Source organism: Flavobacterium sp. HJSW_4 (assembly GCF_042436695.1).
GTDB lineage: Bacteria > Bacteroidota > Bacteroidia > Flavobacteriales > Flavobacteriaceae > Flavobacterium.
This window is the reverse complement of the sequence record NZ_JBHNPP010000001.1, coordinates 195,803-213,881: the sequence shown is the minus strand read 5'-3', so window position 1 is coordinate 213,881 and position 18,079 is coordinate 195,803. Positions and strand designations below refer to the sequence as shown.

The 18,079-nt window shown below is 33.4% G+C and carries 11 protein-coding genes; 9 read left to right on the top strand and 2 right to left on the bottom strand.

Translation table 11 applies throughout. From position 1 onward, the window contains the following. Positions 1-77: 77 nt before the first annotated feature. Complete coding sequence (locus ACE01P_RS01005; RefSeq protein ID WP_379693092.1) at positions 78-2,498, bottom strand: TonB-dependent receptor domain-containing protein; 2,421 nt, start codon at positions 2,496-2,498, stop codon at positions 78-80. A gap of 323 nt (positions 2,499-2,821) precedes the next feature. Between ACE01P_RS01005 and argS the strand changes: the two genes are divergently transcribed. Next, positions 2,822-4,600, top strand: a complete 1,779-nt coding sequence (gene argS / locus ACE01P_RS01000) for an arginine--tRNA ligase (protein WP_379693090.1) — start codon at positions 2,822-2,824, stop codon at positions 4,598-4,600. 83 nt (positions 4,601-4,683) lie between these two features. On the opposite strand, the gene ACE01P_RS00995 is transcribed toward argS, so the two are convergent. Further along, positions 4,684-5,586, bottom strand: a complete 903-nt coding sequence (locus ACE01P_RS00995; protein ID WP_379693088.1) for a DUF6607 family protein — start codon at positions 5,584-5,586, stop codon at positions 4,684-4,686. A gap of 105 nt (positions 5,587-5,691) precedes the next feature. On the opposite strand from ACE01P_RS00995, the gene ACE01P_RS00990 reads away from it, so the two are divergent. The 8 genes from ACE01P_RS00990 (at position 5,692) to ACE01P_RS00955 (ending at position 18,029) form a co-directional block, all read left to right on the top strand. Continuing rightward, a complete protein-coding gene (locus ACE01P_RS00990; protein ID WP_379693086.1) occupies positions 5,692-7,857 on the top strand; it encodes a TonB-dependent receptor plug domain-containing protein in 2,166 nt (721 codons plus the stop codon). Positions 7,858-7,869: 12 nt separating this feature from the next. Further along, a complete protein-coding gene (locus tag ACE01P_RS00985) occupies positions 7,870-9,285 on the top strand; it encodes an HmuY family protein (RefSeq protein ID WP_379693084.1) in 1,416 nt (471 codons plus the stop codon). 278 nt (positions 9,286-9,563) lie between these two features. After that, entirely contained in the window at positions 9,564-11,042 is a 1,479-nt protein-coding gene (locus ACE01P_RS00980) for an SGNH/GDSL hydrolase family protein (protein WP_379693082.1), read from the top strand. Next, positions 11,039-12,460 (top strand): GDSL-type esterase/lipase family protein, encoded by a 1,422-nt coding sequence (locus ACE01P_RS00975; RefSeq protein WP_379693080.1) that lies wholly within the window; start codon positions 11,039-11,041, stop codon positions 12,458-12,460. The genes ACE01P_RS00980 and ACE01P_RS00975 overlap by 4 nt, the downstream gene beginning before the upstream one ends. Before the next feature lies 1 nt (position 12,461). Further along, the gene (locus ACE01P_RS00970) at positions 12,462-14,144 is read left to right on the top strand and encodes an MBOAT family O-acyltransferase (RefSeq protein ID WP_379693078.1); all 1,683 of its coding nucleotides are present in this window, start codon (positions 12,462-12,464) and stop codon (positions 14,142-14,144) included. 300 nt (positions 14,145-14,444) lie between these two features. After that, complete coding sequence (ffh, locus tag ACE01P_RS00965; RefSeq protein ID WP_379693076.1) at positions 14,445-15,806, top strand: signal recognition particle protein; 1,362 nt, start codon at positions 14,445-14,447, stop codon at positions 15,804-15,806. 151 nt (positions 15,807-15,957) lie between these two features. Continuing rightward, positions 15,958-16,845, top strand: coding sequence for a bifunctional 5,10-methylenetetrahydrofolate dehydrogenase/5,10-methenyltetrahydrofolate cyclohydrolase (locus ACE01P_RS00960; protein ID WP_379693074.1), 888 nt, complete (start codon positions 15,958-15,960; stop codon positions 16,843-16,845). Positions 16,846-17,102: 257 nt separating this feature from the next. Next, a complete protein-coding gene (locus ACE01P_RS00955; protein WP_379693072.1) occupies positions 17,103-18,029 on the top strand; it encodes a magnesium transporter CorA family protein in 927 nt (308 codons plus the stop codon). Positions 18,030-18,079: the final 50 nt, after the last annotated feature.

The window sequence follows — 18,079 nt, the reverse complement described above, 5'->3', positions numbered from 1 at the left end:
CTGGAGGTGGCAATCTCCAGACTTTTTTTCTACAAGAAATTATTCAAAAATTATTTAAAAAATCTTCTCAGACAAGATTAGAACATTCCGCCCCCGCCTTTGTTAGTATTGTCGTCTCTTTGTTTACGTTGTAAATTCTTGATTTTTCCGCCTCCAAAGTTGTAAGTTAAACCTACATAAACCGTTTGGCTTTCCCACTTAAACTGTCCTGCTTGCGGATAAGGATACATCGTATCGAAAGCATATTTCATTGTATTGAAAACGTCATTGAAACGTACACTTAAGTTCATTTTGTTGTCTAACAATGTGTAACGTGTACCAATATCCATTTTATACATTTCGTGGCTGTTGTTCTGAAGTCCATCTGTTGCGCCTCTATAGAATCCGAAAGCTAAGAAACTTAAACGTTTGTTTACTTTGAAGTTAGAGTTCATACGTCCGTTGAAAGCAGCAACTGTAATTTTTCTATCAATTGGATTGCTTGTATTGGTTGCAGGATCATATTGGAATACAATACCTTGCTGATTAATACTTGAGAAATCAATAGATGGCTGGATATCCCACCATTTTGTGATTTTATAATTGAATGAAACCTCAAATCCGTAAGCTGTATTGTGATCGTAGTTGGTAAAACTCATAATTTGTTTTTCCATACTTGGATCTGCTGGATCTGGATATAAAATTCTGCTGATTTGGTCGTTAATGCTTCTCACAAAAACTCCAGTTGTAAAGCTTCCTTTTTCAAGAGTTTTAGTATAATTTACTTCAACAGAGTTAGTAAACTGTGGTCTTAATTCAGGATTTCCTAGCGAAGTAACTAACGGAGTAGCAAATTCACGAATTGGTTTTGTCTGCTCTAAACTCGGACGGTCTACACGACGGCTGTAGCTAAATTGCAAAGTGTTTTTCTCAGTTATATTATACGTTAAATATGCTGATGGATATAAGGTAATATAATCATCATCAAATTTAGTTTGACCATAATTTAAGTTAGCTTGAACTTTATAGCTTTCAAAACGTGCACCAACTTGATAGCTTAACTTTTTGAATTTCTGTCCAAAAGTTACATAAGCAGAATAAATATCTGTGTCATAAGTATAATGAGAAGTTTGATCTGCAACAGGAAGCAAAGGATTGCCAGTAATGTAATCATTGTCAGTTCTTGTGATTCTTGCCTCTGCTCCAGCTTCAAGAGTTGTTTTTTCGTTTAACGGATTAACATAATCTACGTTTATTGTGCTTAGTTTTCTACCACCTTTTAAAAAATCGTCGTATACAACATTTGATGCTGAATTGTCAATTTTGGTAGTTTGAGTATCAAAAGAGGCATTTTGAGATTCTTTATTATCACTATAGTTTGCTTCAAAATCTAAAGTATGACCTTCTTTTTTGAAGATGTGTTTGTATGCCAAATTGTAAGTTCCAACTTGGTCTGGTCCCCAATATCTTGATTTTTGGAAAATGTTAGAAATATCAGAACCCGTTACATTATTGTAATCAATATCGGTATCTACAAAACCTTTACCAGTAGATTTGTTTTGGTTGGTATAGATCGATAAAGTATTGTGATCATCGATTAAATAATCCATTCCGATTTTGTATAGGTATGAATCGTTATCATTCAATACATTAATGTTTTGAGTGATATCTTGATCAAATCTTTGAATGAAACCTTTATTTTGGTATGTTCCAAAATTTTGTCCCACATTTCCAAAGAAATTTACTTTTCCAGTTTTATAATTTAAATCTAAAGACTGATTGTATTTTGCTGTTTTACCAAAAGTAATACCACCGCTATAGCTTCCATTAAAACCAGTATTAGCATTTTTATGCAAAATAATATTGATGATTCCAGACATTCCTTCTGGATTGTATTTTGCACTTGGATTGGTAATCAACTCAATTTTCTTGATAGAAGTTGATGGAATTTGTTTCAATAATTGAGCAGGATCAATGTTAGATGGACGACCGTCAATTAATACACGAACATTATCATTTCCGCGAAGCGAAAGTTTTCCATCCTGATCTACATTCACAGAAGGAATATTGTTCATAATATCTGATGCCGAAGCTCCCGCAGTAGTTAAATCTTTACCAACATTAACCACTTTTCGGTCAATTTTTTGTTCAATTGTCGAACGTTCTGCAACAATGTTTACGCCTTTTAACTGAGTAGCTTCTTCTTCAAGAGAAACATTTACAGTAGCAGTTTTTCTGTTTTCGCTCAAAAGAACAGAACCGATATATTTTTTAAAACCAATATATTGAATTTCGATTGTGTAACTTTTTAGAGCAATGTTTTTAAATGAAAAATCTCCGTTGTCATCTGTATTTACTCCAGAAACCACTTTTCCATTTTCTTTAAGCGAAACAGTTGCGTAAGAAATCGGCGCGTTGTTCGACTTTTCTGTAATTTTTCCAGAAACACTTCCAGTATTCTGGGCCTGTGCAGTTGCGATTATACCTAATAACGCAAACAGAAAGAATTTTAATTTCATGATTTTTTACTGATTATTTTTGATTTGATTGATGATGATTTCGTTTTGTTAGTTTTTTCTTTTTTTTCTGATCTCAAAAAAATGAAATCACTATGTAAGACTCCCTTGTATTGGATATGTTACAAGAAATTGAAGAAAAAAATATATTTTTTTTCTCATTGGCTGTTTTGTAAGAGATTAAGCTTTTGATTTTTTGATAATTTTAACAATTAAAAAATGTACTTTTTTATCAAATTGAAACTCTTTTCTTGAATTTAATATGTTTTTGATTTTCTCTAATTGATGAATAAGCAGTATCTTTGCTCACTTTAAAATAAGTTTACATGTCATTATCACAAATTCTTACACCTTCTATACAAAAAGCAATACAAGCATTATTTGATGTTACTGTTGATAAAATCGAGTTTCAAACTACTAGAAAAGAGTTTGAAGGCGATATTACAATGGTCATTTTTCCTTTGCTAAAAGTGATTAAAAGTAATCCGGCTGAATTGGGAAATAAAATTGGAAATTATCTAGTTGAGAATGTTTCTGAAGTTGCGCGCTTTAATGTAGTTTCTGGTTTCTTGAATATTGTTATTTCAGACAGTTATTATGTAGATTTCTTTAACGGAATAAAAGACCAAAAACAATTCGGGTTTTTAGCTTCAAATCCAGAGGAAAAAGCGGTAATGGTAGAATATTCTTCTCCAAATACTAATAAACCTTTGCACTTAGGACATGTTCGTAACAATTTGTTAGGATATTCTGTTGCGGAGATTTTAAAAGCTTCTGGTAAAAAAGTGTACAAAACTCAAATTATCAATGATAGAGGAATCCATATCTGTAAATCAATGTTGGCTTGGGAGAAATTCGGAAACGGAGAAACTCCTGAAACTTCTGGTTTAAAAGGAGATAAACTAGTTGGTAAATATTATGTTGAGTTTGACAAAGCCTATAAAACTGAAATTAACGGTTTAATCGAAACGGGTAAAACAGAAGAAGAAGCAAAAAAACAAGCGCCAATTATTATTGAAGCGCAAGATATGCTTAAGAAATGGGAAGCTGGTGATGAAAAAGTGATTGCACTTTGGAAAAAAATGAACGAATGGGTTTATGAAGGTTTCGCAACAACTTATACGAATCTTGGAGTCAATTTTGATAAATATTACTACGAAAGCAACACATATCTTTTAGGTAAAGATGTTGTGCAAGTAGGTTTAGATAAAGGCGTTTTCGAAAAAGATCCAGACGGTTCTGTTTGGATTGATTTGACTGACGAAGGTTTAGACCGTAAAATTGTTTTACGTTCTGACGGAACAGCGGTTTACATGACGCAAGATATCGGAACAGCGATTCAGCGTGTGAAAGATATGCCAGATGTTGGTGGAATGGTTTACACGGTTGGAAACGAGCAAGATTATCACTTTAAAGTATTATTCTTAATCTTACAGAAATTAGGATTTGATTGGGCTTCAAGCTTATATCACTTATCATACGGAATGGTTGATTTGCCTTCTGGAAAAATGAAAAGCCGTGAAGGAACTGTTGTAGATGCTGATGATTTGATGCAAGATATGACAGACACAGCAAAACAGATTTCAGAAGATTTAGGAAAACTAGACAGCTATTCTGACGAAGAAAAAGCAAAATTGTACAAAACAATTGGTTTAGGAGCTTTGAAATATTACATTTTAAAAGTAGATCCTAAAAAACGTATTTTATTCAATCCAGAAGAATCTGTTGATTTTGCTGGAAATACAGGTCCATTTATTCAATACACTTACGCGAGAATTCAGTCAATTATCCGTAAAGCAGATTTTGATTTTTCTAATGAAATTGAAATTGAAGAATTGCACGAAAAAGAAAAAGAATTGGTAAAACAAATCGAACTTTTCCCAGAAGTAATTCAAAATGCCGCTCAAAATCATAGTCCAGCTTTAATTGCTAATTATACTTACGATTTAGTAAAAGAATACAATTCGTTTTACCAATCAGTGCACATTTTAGGCGAAGTTGATTTAACAAAAAAAATATTCCGAGTACAGCTTTCTCAAAAAGTTGCCGAGGTAATTAAATCTGCGTTCCAATTATTAGGAATTGAAGTTCCTGAGAGAATGTAATATTTGAAAAGCAAATAACTTATCAATATAAAAAAAGCCGGAAGTCTCTAAACTTCCGGCTTTTTTATACTAACTAATTCTAATTACTTAACAAATTTGTCAATGATTTTATCTGTTTCTGCTTTTGCAGTATCTGGTTTTAAATCAAATAATAAAGAGTAAAGCGCTTTTCTTTCCACTTTTGCTTCAAGGTTTAAGTCTTGGTGTCTGTCAAAAAGAGTCTGCCATTTATCACGAACGTTTTTCCAAAGAGCATTATTTGCTACCCACCATTTTTGAGCTGCGATACATTTTACGTCTGGAACTTTAGTATAAACATCAAATCCTTTTTCTTGCGCTAAAAGAACATCTTTTCCAGCATCGTCACGAACCAATTTGTCATTGTCTTGTTCGTGGTTCCATCCTGTAGAAGTGATTTCGTGGATGTTTCTTCTTTTTAAAACATTATAATCGTTACGTTTTGTTTGCTCTCTTCTTGGAAGTGGTGCATCGGCAACGTTTGCCCAGTAATCTTGACCATCAACGTGAACCCATGTTGAAGAACCTTCATATCTTGGACTATCATCTACTTGATATACCTTTTGAGTCCATTGTCCTTTAACCGCTTTTTTGTCTAGCTTTTTGTATTTCCAAGTATTGCCTTTGTCAAAAGAATATAAGTCTGTGTTTTCGTATAGCCAGTCTTGTCTCCAGTGTTTGATAATCATATCATCACTTACAATTAATAAGTGCTGCATTACGATTTTATTTGGAGTGTCTTCTAATAATTCTACCCATTCTAAAGCCGATTCGTGTTTCGTTTCAGAAGGTTTATAAGTAAGAGAATCTTTTGGATAAGAGAAAGTTTCAGTGAAATTAAACTTCACTTCATAACAACCACACATCGATTTAATAGATTTTATGTCTTGTTGTTTCTTGTCCTGACTAAATCCAAGACCACATGTTAAAGCCATAGCGGCTGACAAAAAAAGGCTTTTTGAAATCATAACTTATTGTTTTGTTTTTAAATTTTTCGCAAATATATAAATTTAATTTAGAACAATTAAAAATAGTTATATATTTGCATCGATTATTAAGACTGAATAAAAATAATGAAAATTAAAATTACCCTTTTTGCTGGCCTTCTTTTTTGTACATATTCTTTTGCGCAGCAAAAAGATACTATAAAAACAGCTGAAAAATTATCAGAAGTTGTTGTGACTGGACAGTTTGAGCCGCAGTCTATAAAAAAATCGGTTTTTAATGTTAGGGTGATTACAAAGGAGAATATAAAGCAGTTGGCAGCAAATAATTTGGCTGATGTTTTAAATCAGTATTTAAATATTACTGTGACATCTAATGGAGATGACGGACGTTCTAAGGTCTCAATGTTTGGATTAGATTCTCAATATTTTAAAATTTTGGTTGATAATATACCTTTAGTAAGCGATACAGGAATGGGAACAAATGTAGATTTAACCCAAGTAAACTTAGACGACGTTGAGCGAATCGAAATTATCGAAGGATCAATGGGAGTAACTCATGGAGCAAATGCAGTTACTGGTATTTTAAATATTATTACAAAAAAAGGAGGAGGTTATAAGTGGCAGATTAATGCGACCGTTCAAGAAGAAACGGTAGGTAAAGAGTTTGCATTTTTTGATAAAGGTCGTCATATTCAATCGGCTAAAATTGGTTACAATTTTAATGAAAATTGGTTTGTCAATATTGGAGGAAACCGAAATGCGATGGCCGGTTATTATGATGATAAGCAAGGAAAAGATTATGATAAAAATGATGGCCTTAGAGGTTATACCCAGCTTCCGAAAGAACAATTGGTAGGAAATGCAATTTTAGGCTACCAAAAAGATGGTTTTAGAATTTTTTACAAATTTGATTATTATGGTGAAAATGTTCACTATTACAATCCACAAGTAAATATACAGGATAATTACCCTTTTCCGGACACTTACTTTTCGAGAGATAAAAGATACATCACCAATCGTTATTACCACCATTTAAATGCCAATGGAAATCTTTTTTCGAAATTAAAATATAATGTTTCCGTTTCTCAACAGAAACAAGAACGTGATTTGGAAAATTTTGTCTATCAAATAGATACAAAACAGGAGGTAGATAATCAAAGAGCCACTTATCAATCAAAAGAGGTCTTTTATTCGACAGGTACACTTAGCAATTTCTTTGATAATAAAAATGTAGACTTTCAGCTTGGCTACGAGATCACTAACGAGAATGGTTTCTATGACTCTTCAGTTGGGGCATTTAGAGATGATAATCAGCAGGGGGTAGATATTAGAAAGAGACTTGAAAATTATGATATTTATTCAGTTGCAGAAATTGGCGTAAACGAGAAATTCTCCATTCGTCCAGGGCTTCGATTTTCATTTCAAAGCGCTTTTGATAATCAGTATGCAAGTTCATTAGGTTTAAGATATCTTTTTGATAAAGGATTAGAAGCAAGAGCTTCTTTAGGTAAATCTTATCGTACTCCGAACTTTGATGAGTTGTATACTTATTTTGTTGATTCAAACCATAATATGCAAGGAAATCCAAATCTGATTCCTGAAAACAGTACGTCGTATGAAGTTAGTTTTAAAAGAGCTTGTTCTTTTGATTCGGGCGCTCAAATATCTAACAATTTAGCTGTTACGTATTTGGATGTTGATGACAGAATTGATATGGTGGTTACACAAGTAACTCCTACTTGGAATTATAGATATATGAACATCAACAAATACAAAATGTGGAATATTTCTACAGTTGAACAATACACTTATAAAAACTGGAATGTAATGTTGGGAGCAGCTGTAGTAGGAATTTCTAGAAAATTGGATTTGGCAGCTGAAAATTTGGTATCTGATGATAAGTTTTTCTACTCGTTCAGATTAAATTCAAGTATTTCTTATAACATTCCGAAATGGAATACTTTGTTAGCTGTTTTTTATAAATATAATGGACAACAGCAACAATATGTTGCAGGTACTGGTACAGACGGGAAATCTGGTTTCTTCTTAAGTACATTGGAATCTTACAGTTGGATGGATGCTTCTATCCGAAAAGCATTTTTTAAAAATCAATTTGAAGTTACACTTGGAGCTCGAAACTTATTTAATGTAACCAATTTACAATCTGTGCAAAATGGCGGCGGTGGCGATGCAAGTGGTGGCGCGCATGGAGGAGGAACTTCTAGCGATATGATGCTTGGCTACGGCCGATCTTACTTCTTAAAACTTTCATATAATCTAAATTTTAATTAATAAATCAATACCATGAAAAAAAACTTTATTTTAATATTATCTTTTGTATTGCTTGCCATTGGTGCTTGTAGTAGTGATGATGAAGCAGCTCAAGCCAATGTTGTAGCTTTTGCAGCGACTTCAGTAAATTTATCTGCTGAAACGACTCCAATCGAAATTAAATTTGCTTCTCCAACTGCATCGGCAGGTTCTTTAACTTTAACTTACACTGAAACAGCAGTTGCAAGTGGTACAGATTATAGTACTACGCCAGCAATCGTTGCAGGTAAATTAATCGTTCCTTTTGATCAAAATGTTTCTTCTGTGACATTTACTTTTAAGAAATTAAAAGAAGCTATTGAAGGTGAAGTTAAAAATGTAGTTTTCACTATTAGTAGCGCAACTATCAATGCTGTAATTTCTGAAAACAAATCTATTCAGGTAAACTTTAACGAAACAGCTTCTTTAGGAAATGCATTAGCTCCGGAAGTTGGCGGGCCAACAGAACCAAATCAAGTTTTTGTTGACTTAAGCAGCGGAAAAATGACTGCTGTTCCTAGAGTTTCATGGGATTTAGGATTCTATTCTGGGACAGATTTTAGAGTTATAATAAATCATACTGTAAAAATGACTGCTAAACAAACGACTAGTGTAAATATTGACGAAGTTCAAGCGGAAGATGCAACTATGCTTGTTAATGGTGAAGGAAGCACTACTCAAATTGATGATCCTACAGGAGATATCACTAAAACAGCTATTGCAGTAATCTCTGCAACAGATGCTGATAATAAAGTATATGTGATAAATATGGGAAGTAATCCTGGAACAGTTCCTCCTAAAGTTGGATCTGAGGGTACAGGTACTGGGCCTGCTAGAGGCTGGAAAAAAGTTAGAATTTTAAGAAGCGGAAATGATTATAAAGTACAATATGCTGATATTGCCGCTACTACTCACGACGAAATCATTGTTACTAAAAATGCAGCTTATAACTTTACTTTCTTAAGTTTATTAGACAAAAAAACAGTTAGTGTTGAGCCTCAAAAAGCACAATGGGATATTAGTTTTACAAGTTTTACTAATACAACAGGTACACAGTCAGGAGGTATAGCTCCTTATAATTTTGCGGATTTCATTTTAAATAACGTTAAAGGTGGTGCAAGAGCTTATCAAGTACTTACAACAGCTTTCGCATATGATGCTTTTACATTAGCAAATGTTGATAGTGCAAAATTCACAGATGATCAAAGAAATATTGGTTCAAACTGGAGAGGAACAGTGGGAGGAACAGATGCAAATGGTAATCCAACTTCTGGATTTGCAGCAAGATCAGATCGTTTCTATGTTGTTAAAGATCCAGCAGGAAATGTTTATAAAGTGAGATTTACTGCAGGTGTAAATGCTGCAGGTGAAAGAGGTTATCCTACATTCCAATATGCTATCTTAAAATAAATTCATAAATGAAGAATCTAAGAAATACAGGTTTTCATTCTAAAACATATGGTGGTTGCACCAAAAATTTAGTTAATCATTAACTTTGTTTTTTTTATTTTTTTTTGATTTAAGAGGTTAGAAAGTCTAACCTCTTTTTTTTGCTCTACTTTCTTGTTAAAATGAAATAGAAACAAAATGTTATTCTATCTTTGCACAAATTTTTTTCTGCAATAAGTTAACAATTATTTAATTGGTTTAATTTTTGAATGCAGATTTTCATATTTTATAATTATTAGGTGAATACAAAATCTTATTTTTTTCAGTCTTTTGCAATCGTGGCTTTGGCGCTGGTTGCTTTTATTGGGTTCAAGCAAATCCTTCCAGACAAAATATTTTCTGAGAGTAAGTTAGATTCTAAAAATATATTAATAGACAGCTTACTGTTAGAATCTGTTGCTGAAGATTCTTTATCGTTAGACAAAGACAGTATCGCAAAAAGCGAGCAAGCATTAAGCGGGCAGAAAATTGTTTTTGATCAAGCGGAAGGAATCGAGTTTCCTGCTGAAACATTCGAAAACTACAAAGGGTATCAATACCTGATTTCTTTTTATGAAAAATTGTATCAGTTAGAGAAAAATCCGCAGAATAAAGTTAGAATCGCTTATTATGGAGATTCTATGACCGATGGAGATTTAATCGTTCAGGACGTTCGTACCAATTATCAAGAACGTTTTGGAGGAAACGGTGTTGGTTTTGTTTCTATTACTTCAGAATCTGCTGCTTCGAGAGGTTCTGTAAAATCAAAGTATTCTAAAAACTGGAAGACACAGTCTTATTTAAATGTAAAAAGACCAACAAGTCCTTTTGGAGTTAACGGACACGTATTTTTTGCAAACGACAAATCTAATTCAACTTGGGTTCAGTATGAGGCTGGCTTAAATAAATATTCTACTTCTTTAGATAATGCGACTTTATTTTATGGTCGTTCATCTAAAACAGGAAAAGTTAATTTCATTATTGGAAAAGATACTATCAAGAAAAGCCTTTCTCCAAATGGTTTAGTTAATACGCTGAAAGTTTCATCAGGAAGTTTAAAAGCTTTTAAAGCAAATTTCGTTCAAGCAGATTCTATTCCGATTTACGGATTTAACTTTGATAACGGAGCAGGAGTTCACGTAGATAACTTCTCTCAAAGAGGAAATTCAGGACTTCCGATTTCAATGTTCAATGCAGATGTAATGAGAGCTTTCAATACTAGTTTGAAATATGATTTAATTATTTTGCATTACGGAACAAACGTATTAAATTACGGAACCAAAAATTATTCTTGGTATGAAAAAGGAATGACGAAAACCGTAAATAAAATAAAAGAATCTTTCCCGGGAGTTTCAATTCTTATTGTTTCTACTGCTGATAAATCGACAAAATATAATTTGGAAATGAAAACCGATTCTGCCGTAGTTCCTTTGATGAAGGCTCAAAAACACTATGCGTTGGAAGCACAGGCTGGATTTGTCAATTTATATACTTTGATGGGAGGAGATGGTTCTATGATCAAATGGGTTGATGAAGCTCCGGCAAAAGCAAATAAAGATTATACTCACTTTAATCAACGTGGGGCAAAAGCAATTGGTAATTTGCTATACGGACAATTAAATAAAGGATACGAAGAATATAAGGTGCTCAGAGAAAAAAGAGATGCTGAAGGAACGAAGCCAAAACCAGTAAGAAAAGCCAGACCTGATTCCGTTTCAGTAACAAAAGACAGTGTATGATAAACAAACTTATTTTTTTCTTTTGTTGTATTTTTTTTGCAACAAATGGAAAAACTCCAAAAACAGACGTACATCCAACACCAAAAAGTATGATTCAAAAAGCAGATACAGCAGCAATTGATGCTCCTTCTGATGATCAAATTTATAATGCAAAAGCGTTAAGCGATTTTTTTCAGAAGCTGGAAAAAAACGAGGATAAGAAGAATCAAAAACTCAATATTGTGCATATTGGAGATTCGCATATTCAAGGTGATTTGATGACCAATGAGATTAGAAAAAAACTGCAGCAAAAATTTGGTAATGCTGGACGCGGTTTAGTATTTCCTTACCAATTAGCGAAAACAAACGGTTCGTATAACGAGCGTTTTAAATCGAACAGAACTTGGGAAAGTTATAGAAATATTCATCCAGTTAAGAATTGCCCGATTGGGTTAAGCGGAATTGGACTTTGGAGAGATTCTGGCGGATTTGTAATGGAAATGAATGTAAAAGATCTAGCTTACAAATTCAATACAATAAAGATAATTACGCCACAGAATCAGGATATGTTTGATTTGGCAATTTCGTCTAAAATCAATTCCATTCAAACGACCGAACCAAAAGTAATTACGCATAAGATTAAAAAAGGTGAAGTACTTGGAACAATCGCGGATAAATACAATGTTTCGGTTGCAGAAATTAGAAGAGTAAATCATTTAAAATCTAATAATATTCGTGCTGGAAGAACTTTAAAAATTGCCACAAAGGAAACAAGAGAAAAGACTATTTCGATGTCTGAATTTGTTCCTTTAACAATAGAATCAGATTCTTATTCGCATTATTACAATTCAGAAAATGCCTTGAGCCGAATTTTCTTGATTCCGAACAAAGAAGCAAAAGATTATGAGCTAAACGGAATTGTTTTAGAGAAAAATACTCCAGGAGTTATTTACAGCGGAATAGGAGTAAACGGAGCTAAATATTCAGATTTCAATAAATATCCGTTATTCTTTGAGCAATTAAAATCATTGCATCCAGATTTGCTGATTTTTTCGTTAGGAACAAATGAAAGCTACGATCACTTAGATCCAGAAAAATATATTCGCGAGTTAAAAGAATTTATTAGCAACATAAGGGCACAAAAGATAGATGCGCCAATCATTGTAATGACACCGCCGCCATCTTTGCTAAGAAGAAAGCCAAATACTTATATTGATGATTATGCAAGACAAATTATCAATATAGCTCAAAAAGAAGATATTGCCGTTTGGGATTTATACGATGAGTTTGGCGGAATGAGCGGAATCAAACAATTAAAAGTACAAGGATTAATTGGACCAGACTGGGTTCATTATTCAAAAAAAGGATACGAGAAACAAGGAGATTTGTTTACTCAGGCGTTTTTAAAATCATACGATAATTTTAAATTAAAGAAGTAAATTGACAACAATAGATAGCATTAATAATTGGTTTATTCAAAACTTTGGTGCAATTACGATAGAACAAGTTAAGAGTTGGTTCGTTTACGATCCCGACGAAAAACTTTTATTCAATACCGGTTTATTCTTAGGTTTATTTCTGGTTTTCTATTTTGTGTATGGTTTTTTACGCAAAACATTTTATTTGAGATTAACGTATGTTATTCTCTTCTCTCTTTTCTTCTACTATAAATCGAGTGGAATTTACTTTCTATTGCTATTGCTTTCGTCTGTTGTAGATTATGGTTTGAGCCAGATTATTTATAGAGAAAGTAGAGACGGCGTTAAGAAATTATATTTGGTTATAAGTGTGATTTTGAACTTAGCACTTTTGGGTTATTTCAAATACATGAACTTTTTGATTGTAACTTACAATGATATGTTTCATGGTAATTTTGCACTTCATAATGTTTTCCTTCCTGTCGGAATTTCGTTCTATACTTTCCAATCGATGAGTTATATTATTGAGATTTATAGAGAAGAAATTAAACCTACGAAAAATTACATCGAATATTTATTCTTCGTTTCGTTCTTCCCGCAGTTAGTTGCTGGACCAATTGTACGTGCAAAGGATTTCTTGCCTCAGATTTATCAAAAATTGAATCTGACAAAACAAGATGTAAATAATGCTTTGTTTCTAATTATTGGAGGTTTAATTAAAAAGACCGTAATCTCAAATTACATATCAGTAAACTTTGTTGATCGTGTTTTTGATACGCCACTGAGTTATACTTCATTCGAAAATTTAATGGCTTCTTACGGATATGCCATTCAGATTTACTGCGATTTCTCAGGATATTCGGATATGGCGATTGGTATTGCATTGTTGCTTGGATTTAAATTGCCAGTCAACTTTAGAACTCCATACAAATCAACTTCTATTACCGATTTCTGGAGAAGATGGCATATTTCGCTTTCAACTTGGTTAAAAGACTTTTTATACATTTCGATTGGAGGAAACAGACAAGGTTCTTTTGCAGGATATTTATTCCCAAGTTTATTCTTCTTCGGATTATTGCTTTGGGGAATGTCTTGTTATAAAGAAAGTATAATTCCGCTTGTCATTGCTGGAATCAGTATTTTAATTTTCGCTTTGTCATTTTTACTTTCAAGTAAAATAAAACAGACATTAGTAACCAATTTCAACCTGTTCACCACGATGCTTCTAGGAGGTTTGTGGCACGGAGCAGGAGCGCAATTTATTGTTTGGGGAGCACTTCACGGATTAGCTTTGGCTGTACATAAAATATTCATGGAATTTTTTCCTTCGAAGAAAGACAAAAGCCCAAATTTCTTATGGAGATTTTTCTCAATCGTGATCACATTCCATTTTGTGGTTTTCTGTTGGATTTTCTTCCGAGCAAGAGATTTCGAAACAGCTTTGCAGGTAATTAATAATATCGGTCAATTAACATTCGAACCAGAACTTTGGAAAACAATTATTCTTGGTTATAAAAATGTTTTCGGATTAATGTTATTCGGTTACGTTTGGCATTTCTTACCAGAATCATTCACAAACGGAATGAAATCGGTTTTCGACAAAACACCTTTACTAATAAAAGCCATAATCTTAGGATTCGTTTACTGGATTGTTTACGCAACAGCGGTGGCAGGTTCACAACCTTTTATTTACTTCCAGTTTTAATTTTAAAGATTCAAAGAGAAATAGTTACAAAGGCGCAGAGGTTTTTTCTCTGCGCCTTTTTTGTTTCACGCAGATTCTGCAGATTTTGGCAGATTTAATTTTTAGATTTTAAATAATAATCTGTAGAATCGGCTTAAATCTTTTTTAAATCTGCGTGAAAAAACTTCGTAGTCTTATGAGTAAAAAATCTTTGCGGACTTAGTGTAAACCTTTGCGAACTTTGCGGTTAAATGCACTTAAATAAAAATTGCCTGAAATATCTAATTAGATTATCTTTGCACTTCAAATAAAGAAAATGATATGTTTGATAATTTAAGTGATAAGTTAGATAAAGCGTTCCATATATTAAAAGGACACGGTAAAATTACAGAAGTAAACGTTGCCGATACTTTAAAAGAAGTTCGTCGTGCGTTACTTGATGCCGATGTTAACTTTAAAATTGCTAAAGATTTTACAGCAAGAGTAAAAGACAAAGCAATTGGTCAGGATGTATTGACAACATTACAGCCAGGACAATTATTGGTTAAGTTAGTAAAAGACGAACTTACCGAATTAATGGGTGGAGACGTTGCTGGTGTTAACCTTTCTGGAAATCCAACAGTTATTTTGATGTCAGGACTTCAAGGTTCTGGTAAAACAACTTTCTCTGGAAAATTAGCAAACTTCTTAAAAACAAAGAAAAATAAGAAACCACTTCTTGTAGCGTGTGATATCTACCGTCCGGCGGCGATCAATCAGTTGCATGTTGTTGGAGACCAAATAGGTGTTGAGGTTTACTCAGAACCAGAAAATAAAAATCCTGTAGAAATTGCTCAAAACGCAATTAAACATGCAAAAGCAAACGGGTTCAATGTTGTTATCGTCGATACAGCAGGACGTTTGGCAGTAGATCAGGAAATGATGGATGAAATTGCACGTGTACACAAAGCAATTCAGCCACAAGAAACATTGTTCGTTGTAGACTCTATGACAGGACAAGATGCTGTAAATACAGCAAAAGCTTTCAACGATATCTTAAACTTTGATGGAGTTATTTTAACGAAATTAGATGGTGATACTCGTGGTGGAGCTGCGCTTTCAATCAAATCGATTGTAAACAAACCAATTAAATTTGTTGGTACTGGAGAGAAAATGGAAGCAATTGATGTTTTCTATCCAGAACGTATGGCTGAGCGTATCTTAGGGATGGGAGACGTTGTGTCTCTTGTTGAAAGAGCTCAGGAACAATTTGACGAAGAAGAAGCAAGAAAACTTCAAAAGAAAATCGCTAAAAACGAATTCGGTTTTGATGACTTCTTAACGCAAATTCAGCAAGTGAAGAAAATGGGTAATATGAAAGACTTGGTTGGAATGATACCAGGTGCTTCAAAAGCCATGAAAGATGTTGAAATCGAAGACGACGCTTTCAAGCATATCGAAGCGATCATTTATTCGATGACTCCAGGAGAAAGAAGCAAACCGGCCATTATCGACGTAAAAAGAAAAGCCAGAATCGCAAAAGGTTCGGGAACTAAAGTCGAGCAAGTAAATCAGCTGATGAAGCAGTTTGACCAAATGAGCAAAATGATGAAGATGATGCAAGGGCCAGGCGGAAAAAATCTGATGAAAATGATGGGTGGTATGAAAGGAATGCCAGGTGGAATGCCAGGAATGCCAAAATAATAAAAATAAAAGTTTCAAGTTTAAGGTTTCAAGTTATGAAATCAAAATTTGAAACTTTTTTAATTAAATATATATTAAGTTTCGTTTTCAACTTGGAACATGAAACCTGAAACAAAATAAATTTAAATCTGAAACAAAACAACACAACACAATGCAACTACTAGACGGTAAAAAAACATCTAACGACATTAAAAACGAAATTGCAGTCGAAGTTCAATCTATAAAAGCTGCTGGAGGAAAAGTGCCTCATTTAGCTGCGGTTTTAGTGGGAAACAACGGAGCAAGTTTAACTTACGTAGGAAGTAAAGTAAAATCATGCCAAGAAATTGGTTTCGATTCAACTTTAGTTGCTTTGCCAGAAACTATTTCAGAAGACGAGCTTTTAGCAAAAATTAAAGAATTGAACGAAGATGATAACCTTGACGGATACATCGTTCAGTTGCCTTTGCCAAAACATATCGATGAGCAAAAAATCTTATTAGCAATCGATCCTGATAAAGACGTTGACGGATTCCACCCAACTAACTTTGGTAGAATGGCTCTTGAAATGGAAAGTTTTATTCCAGCAACACCATTCGGAATTATGGAATTGCTTGAGCGTTACAAAGTAGAAACTGCAGGAAAACATACAGTAGTAATTGGAAGAAGTCATATCGTTGGGCGTCCTATGAGTATTTTAATGAGCCGTAAAGGAAATCCTGGAGACTCAACAGTAACATTGACTCATAGCCGTACGAAAGATTTAGCAGAATTCACTAAAAACGCAGATATCATTATTACAGCTTTAGGAGTTCCAGAATTCTTAAAAGCAGATATGGTAAAAGAAGGAGTAACGGTTATTGATGTTGGAATTACTCGCGTAGAAGACGCTTCAAACGCAAAAGGATACGTTATCAAAGGTGACGTAGATTTTGACGGAGTAAGCAAAAAAGCATCATTCATTACACCAGTTCCAGGAGGAGTAGGGCCAATGACAATTGCAATGTTGCTTAAAAATACACTTTTAGCAAGAAAAATGAGAAGCGCAAGAAACCAGTAATATTGCGTTCTAAATATTTAAAAAGCCTGTTCTATTTGAGCAGGCTTTTTTATTTATGCTTCTTTAAAAAAATACCTGAAAAACATCGTTTTAATATATAATTAATAGTTTAAAGTTTTAGTTCTTAAAAATAAAGGATACTTTTGCACCACTTAAAAAACACACTTCTCCAAATGGACGATTATTATCATTCGTTAGTATTAAATTAAGCAGCTTTTGAAATTTCAAAATGCTGCGATAAAATCCTGTATTTTGAAATGAAAGCCTTTTACACAAACAACAACGGATTAATTGAAATCCCAAAATGGACTTCTAATTGCTGGATTCACATTGAATCTCCAACAGAAACAGAAAAAAAATATTTACTAGAAGAACTTCAAATTCCCGAAGCATTTTACAATGATATCGAGGATATCGATGAAAGACCTCGTATCGAAATCGAAGACGGCTGGACATTGATTATCATGCGCATTCCTGTAAAAAGCGACGATGTTAAAATCCCTTTTCACACCGTGCCTCTCGGGATCATTTTTAAAGACGATATCTGCGTAACCATCAGTTTTTACAAAACAGAAATCATTGCCGATTTCGTGTCGTATTCGCAACGCAAAAACATCGAAATCGGAGACAATTTTAATTTAGTATTAAGATTGCTTCTGTCTTCAAGCGTTTGGTACTTAAAATACCTGAAACAAATCAATCAGAAAATAAAATTGGCCGAAGATAATTTAGAGAAATCGATCAAAAATGAAGAACTGCAGGCATTGCTTCAAATCGAAAAATGCTTTGTATTCTTTATCACTTCGCTAAAAGCAAATGACGTTTTGTTTCAAAGAATTAAAAACTTAAAAGCCCATAAAGAGAGTTACGATCCAGAATTATTAGAAGATGTCGAAATCGAATTGAATCAGGCACAAGACACAGCCAATATTTACAACAACATCCTAACCGGAATGATGGACGCATACGCATCGGTAATCTCCAATAATATGAACAATATTATGAAACAGATGACCTCAATTTCCATCATTTTGATGATTCCGACATTAATTGCCAGTTTATACGGAATGAACGTCCCAAACGGCCTAGAAGAAAGTAAATACGGGATCTGGATTCTGCTTTTAATTTCTATAATTCTATCCTCTTTCGGCGTATTTTTATTCAAACGCAGAAGATGGTTCTAAAATAAAATCAAATAAAAGCCTGTTCGTTAAGAATGGGCTTTTTGTTTTAT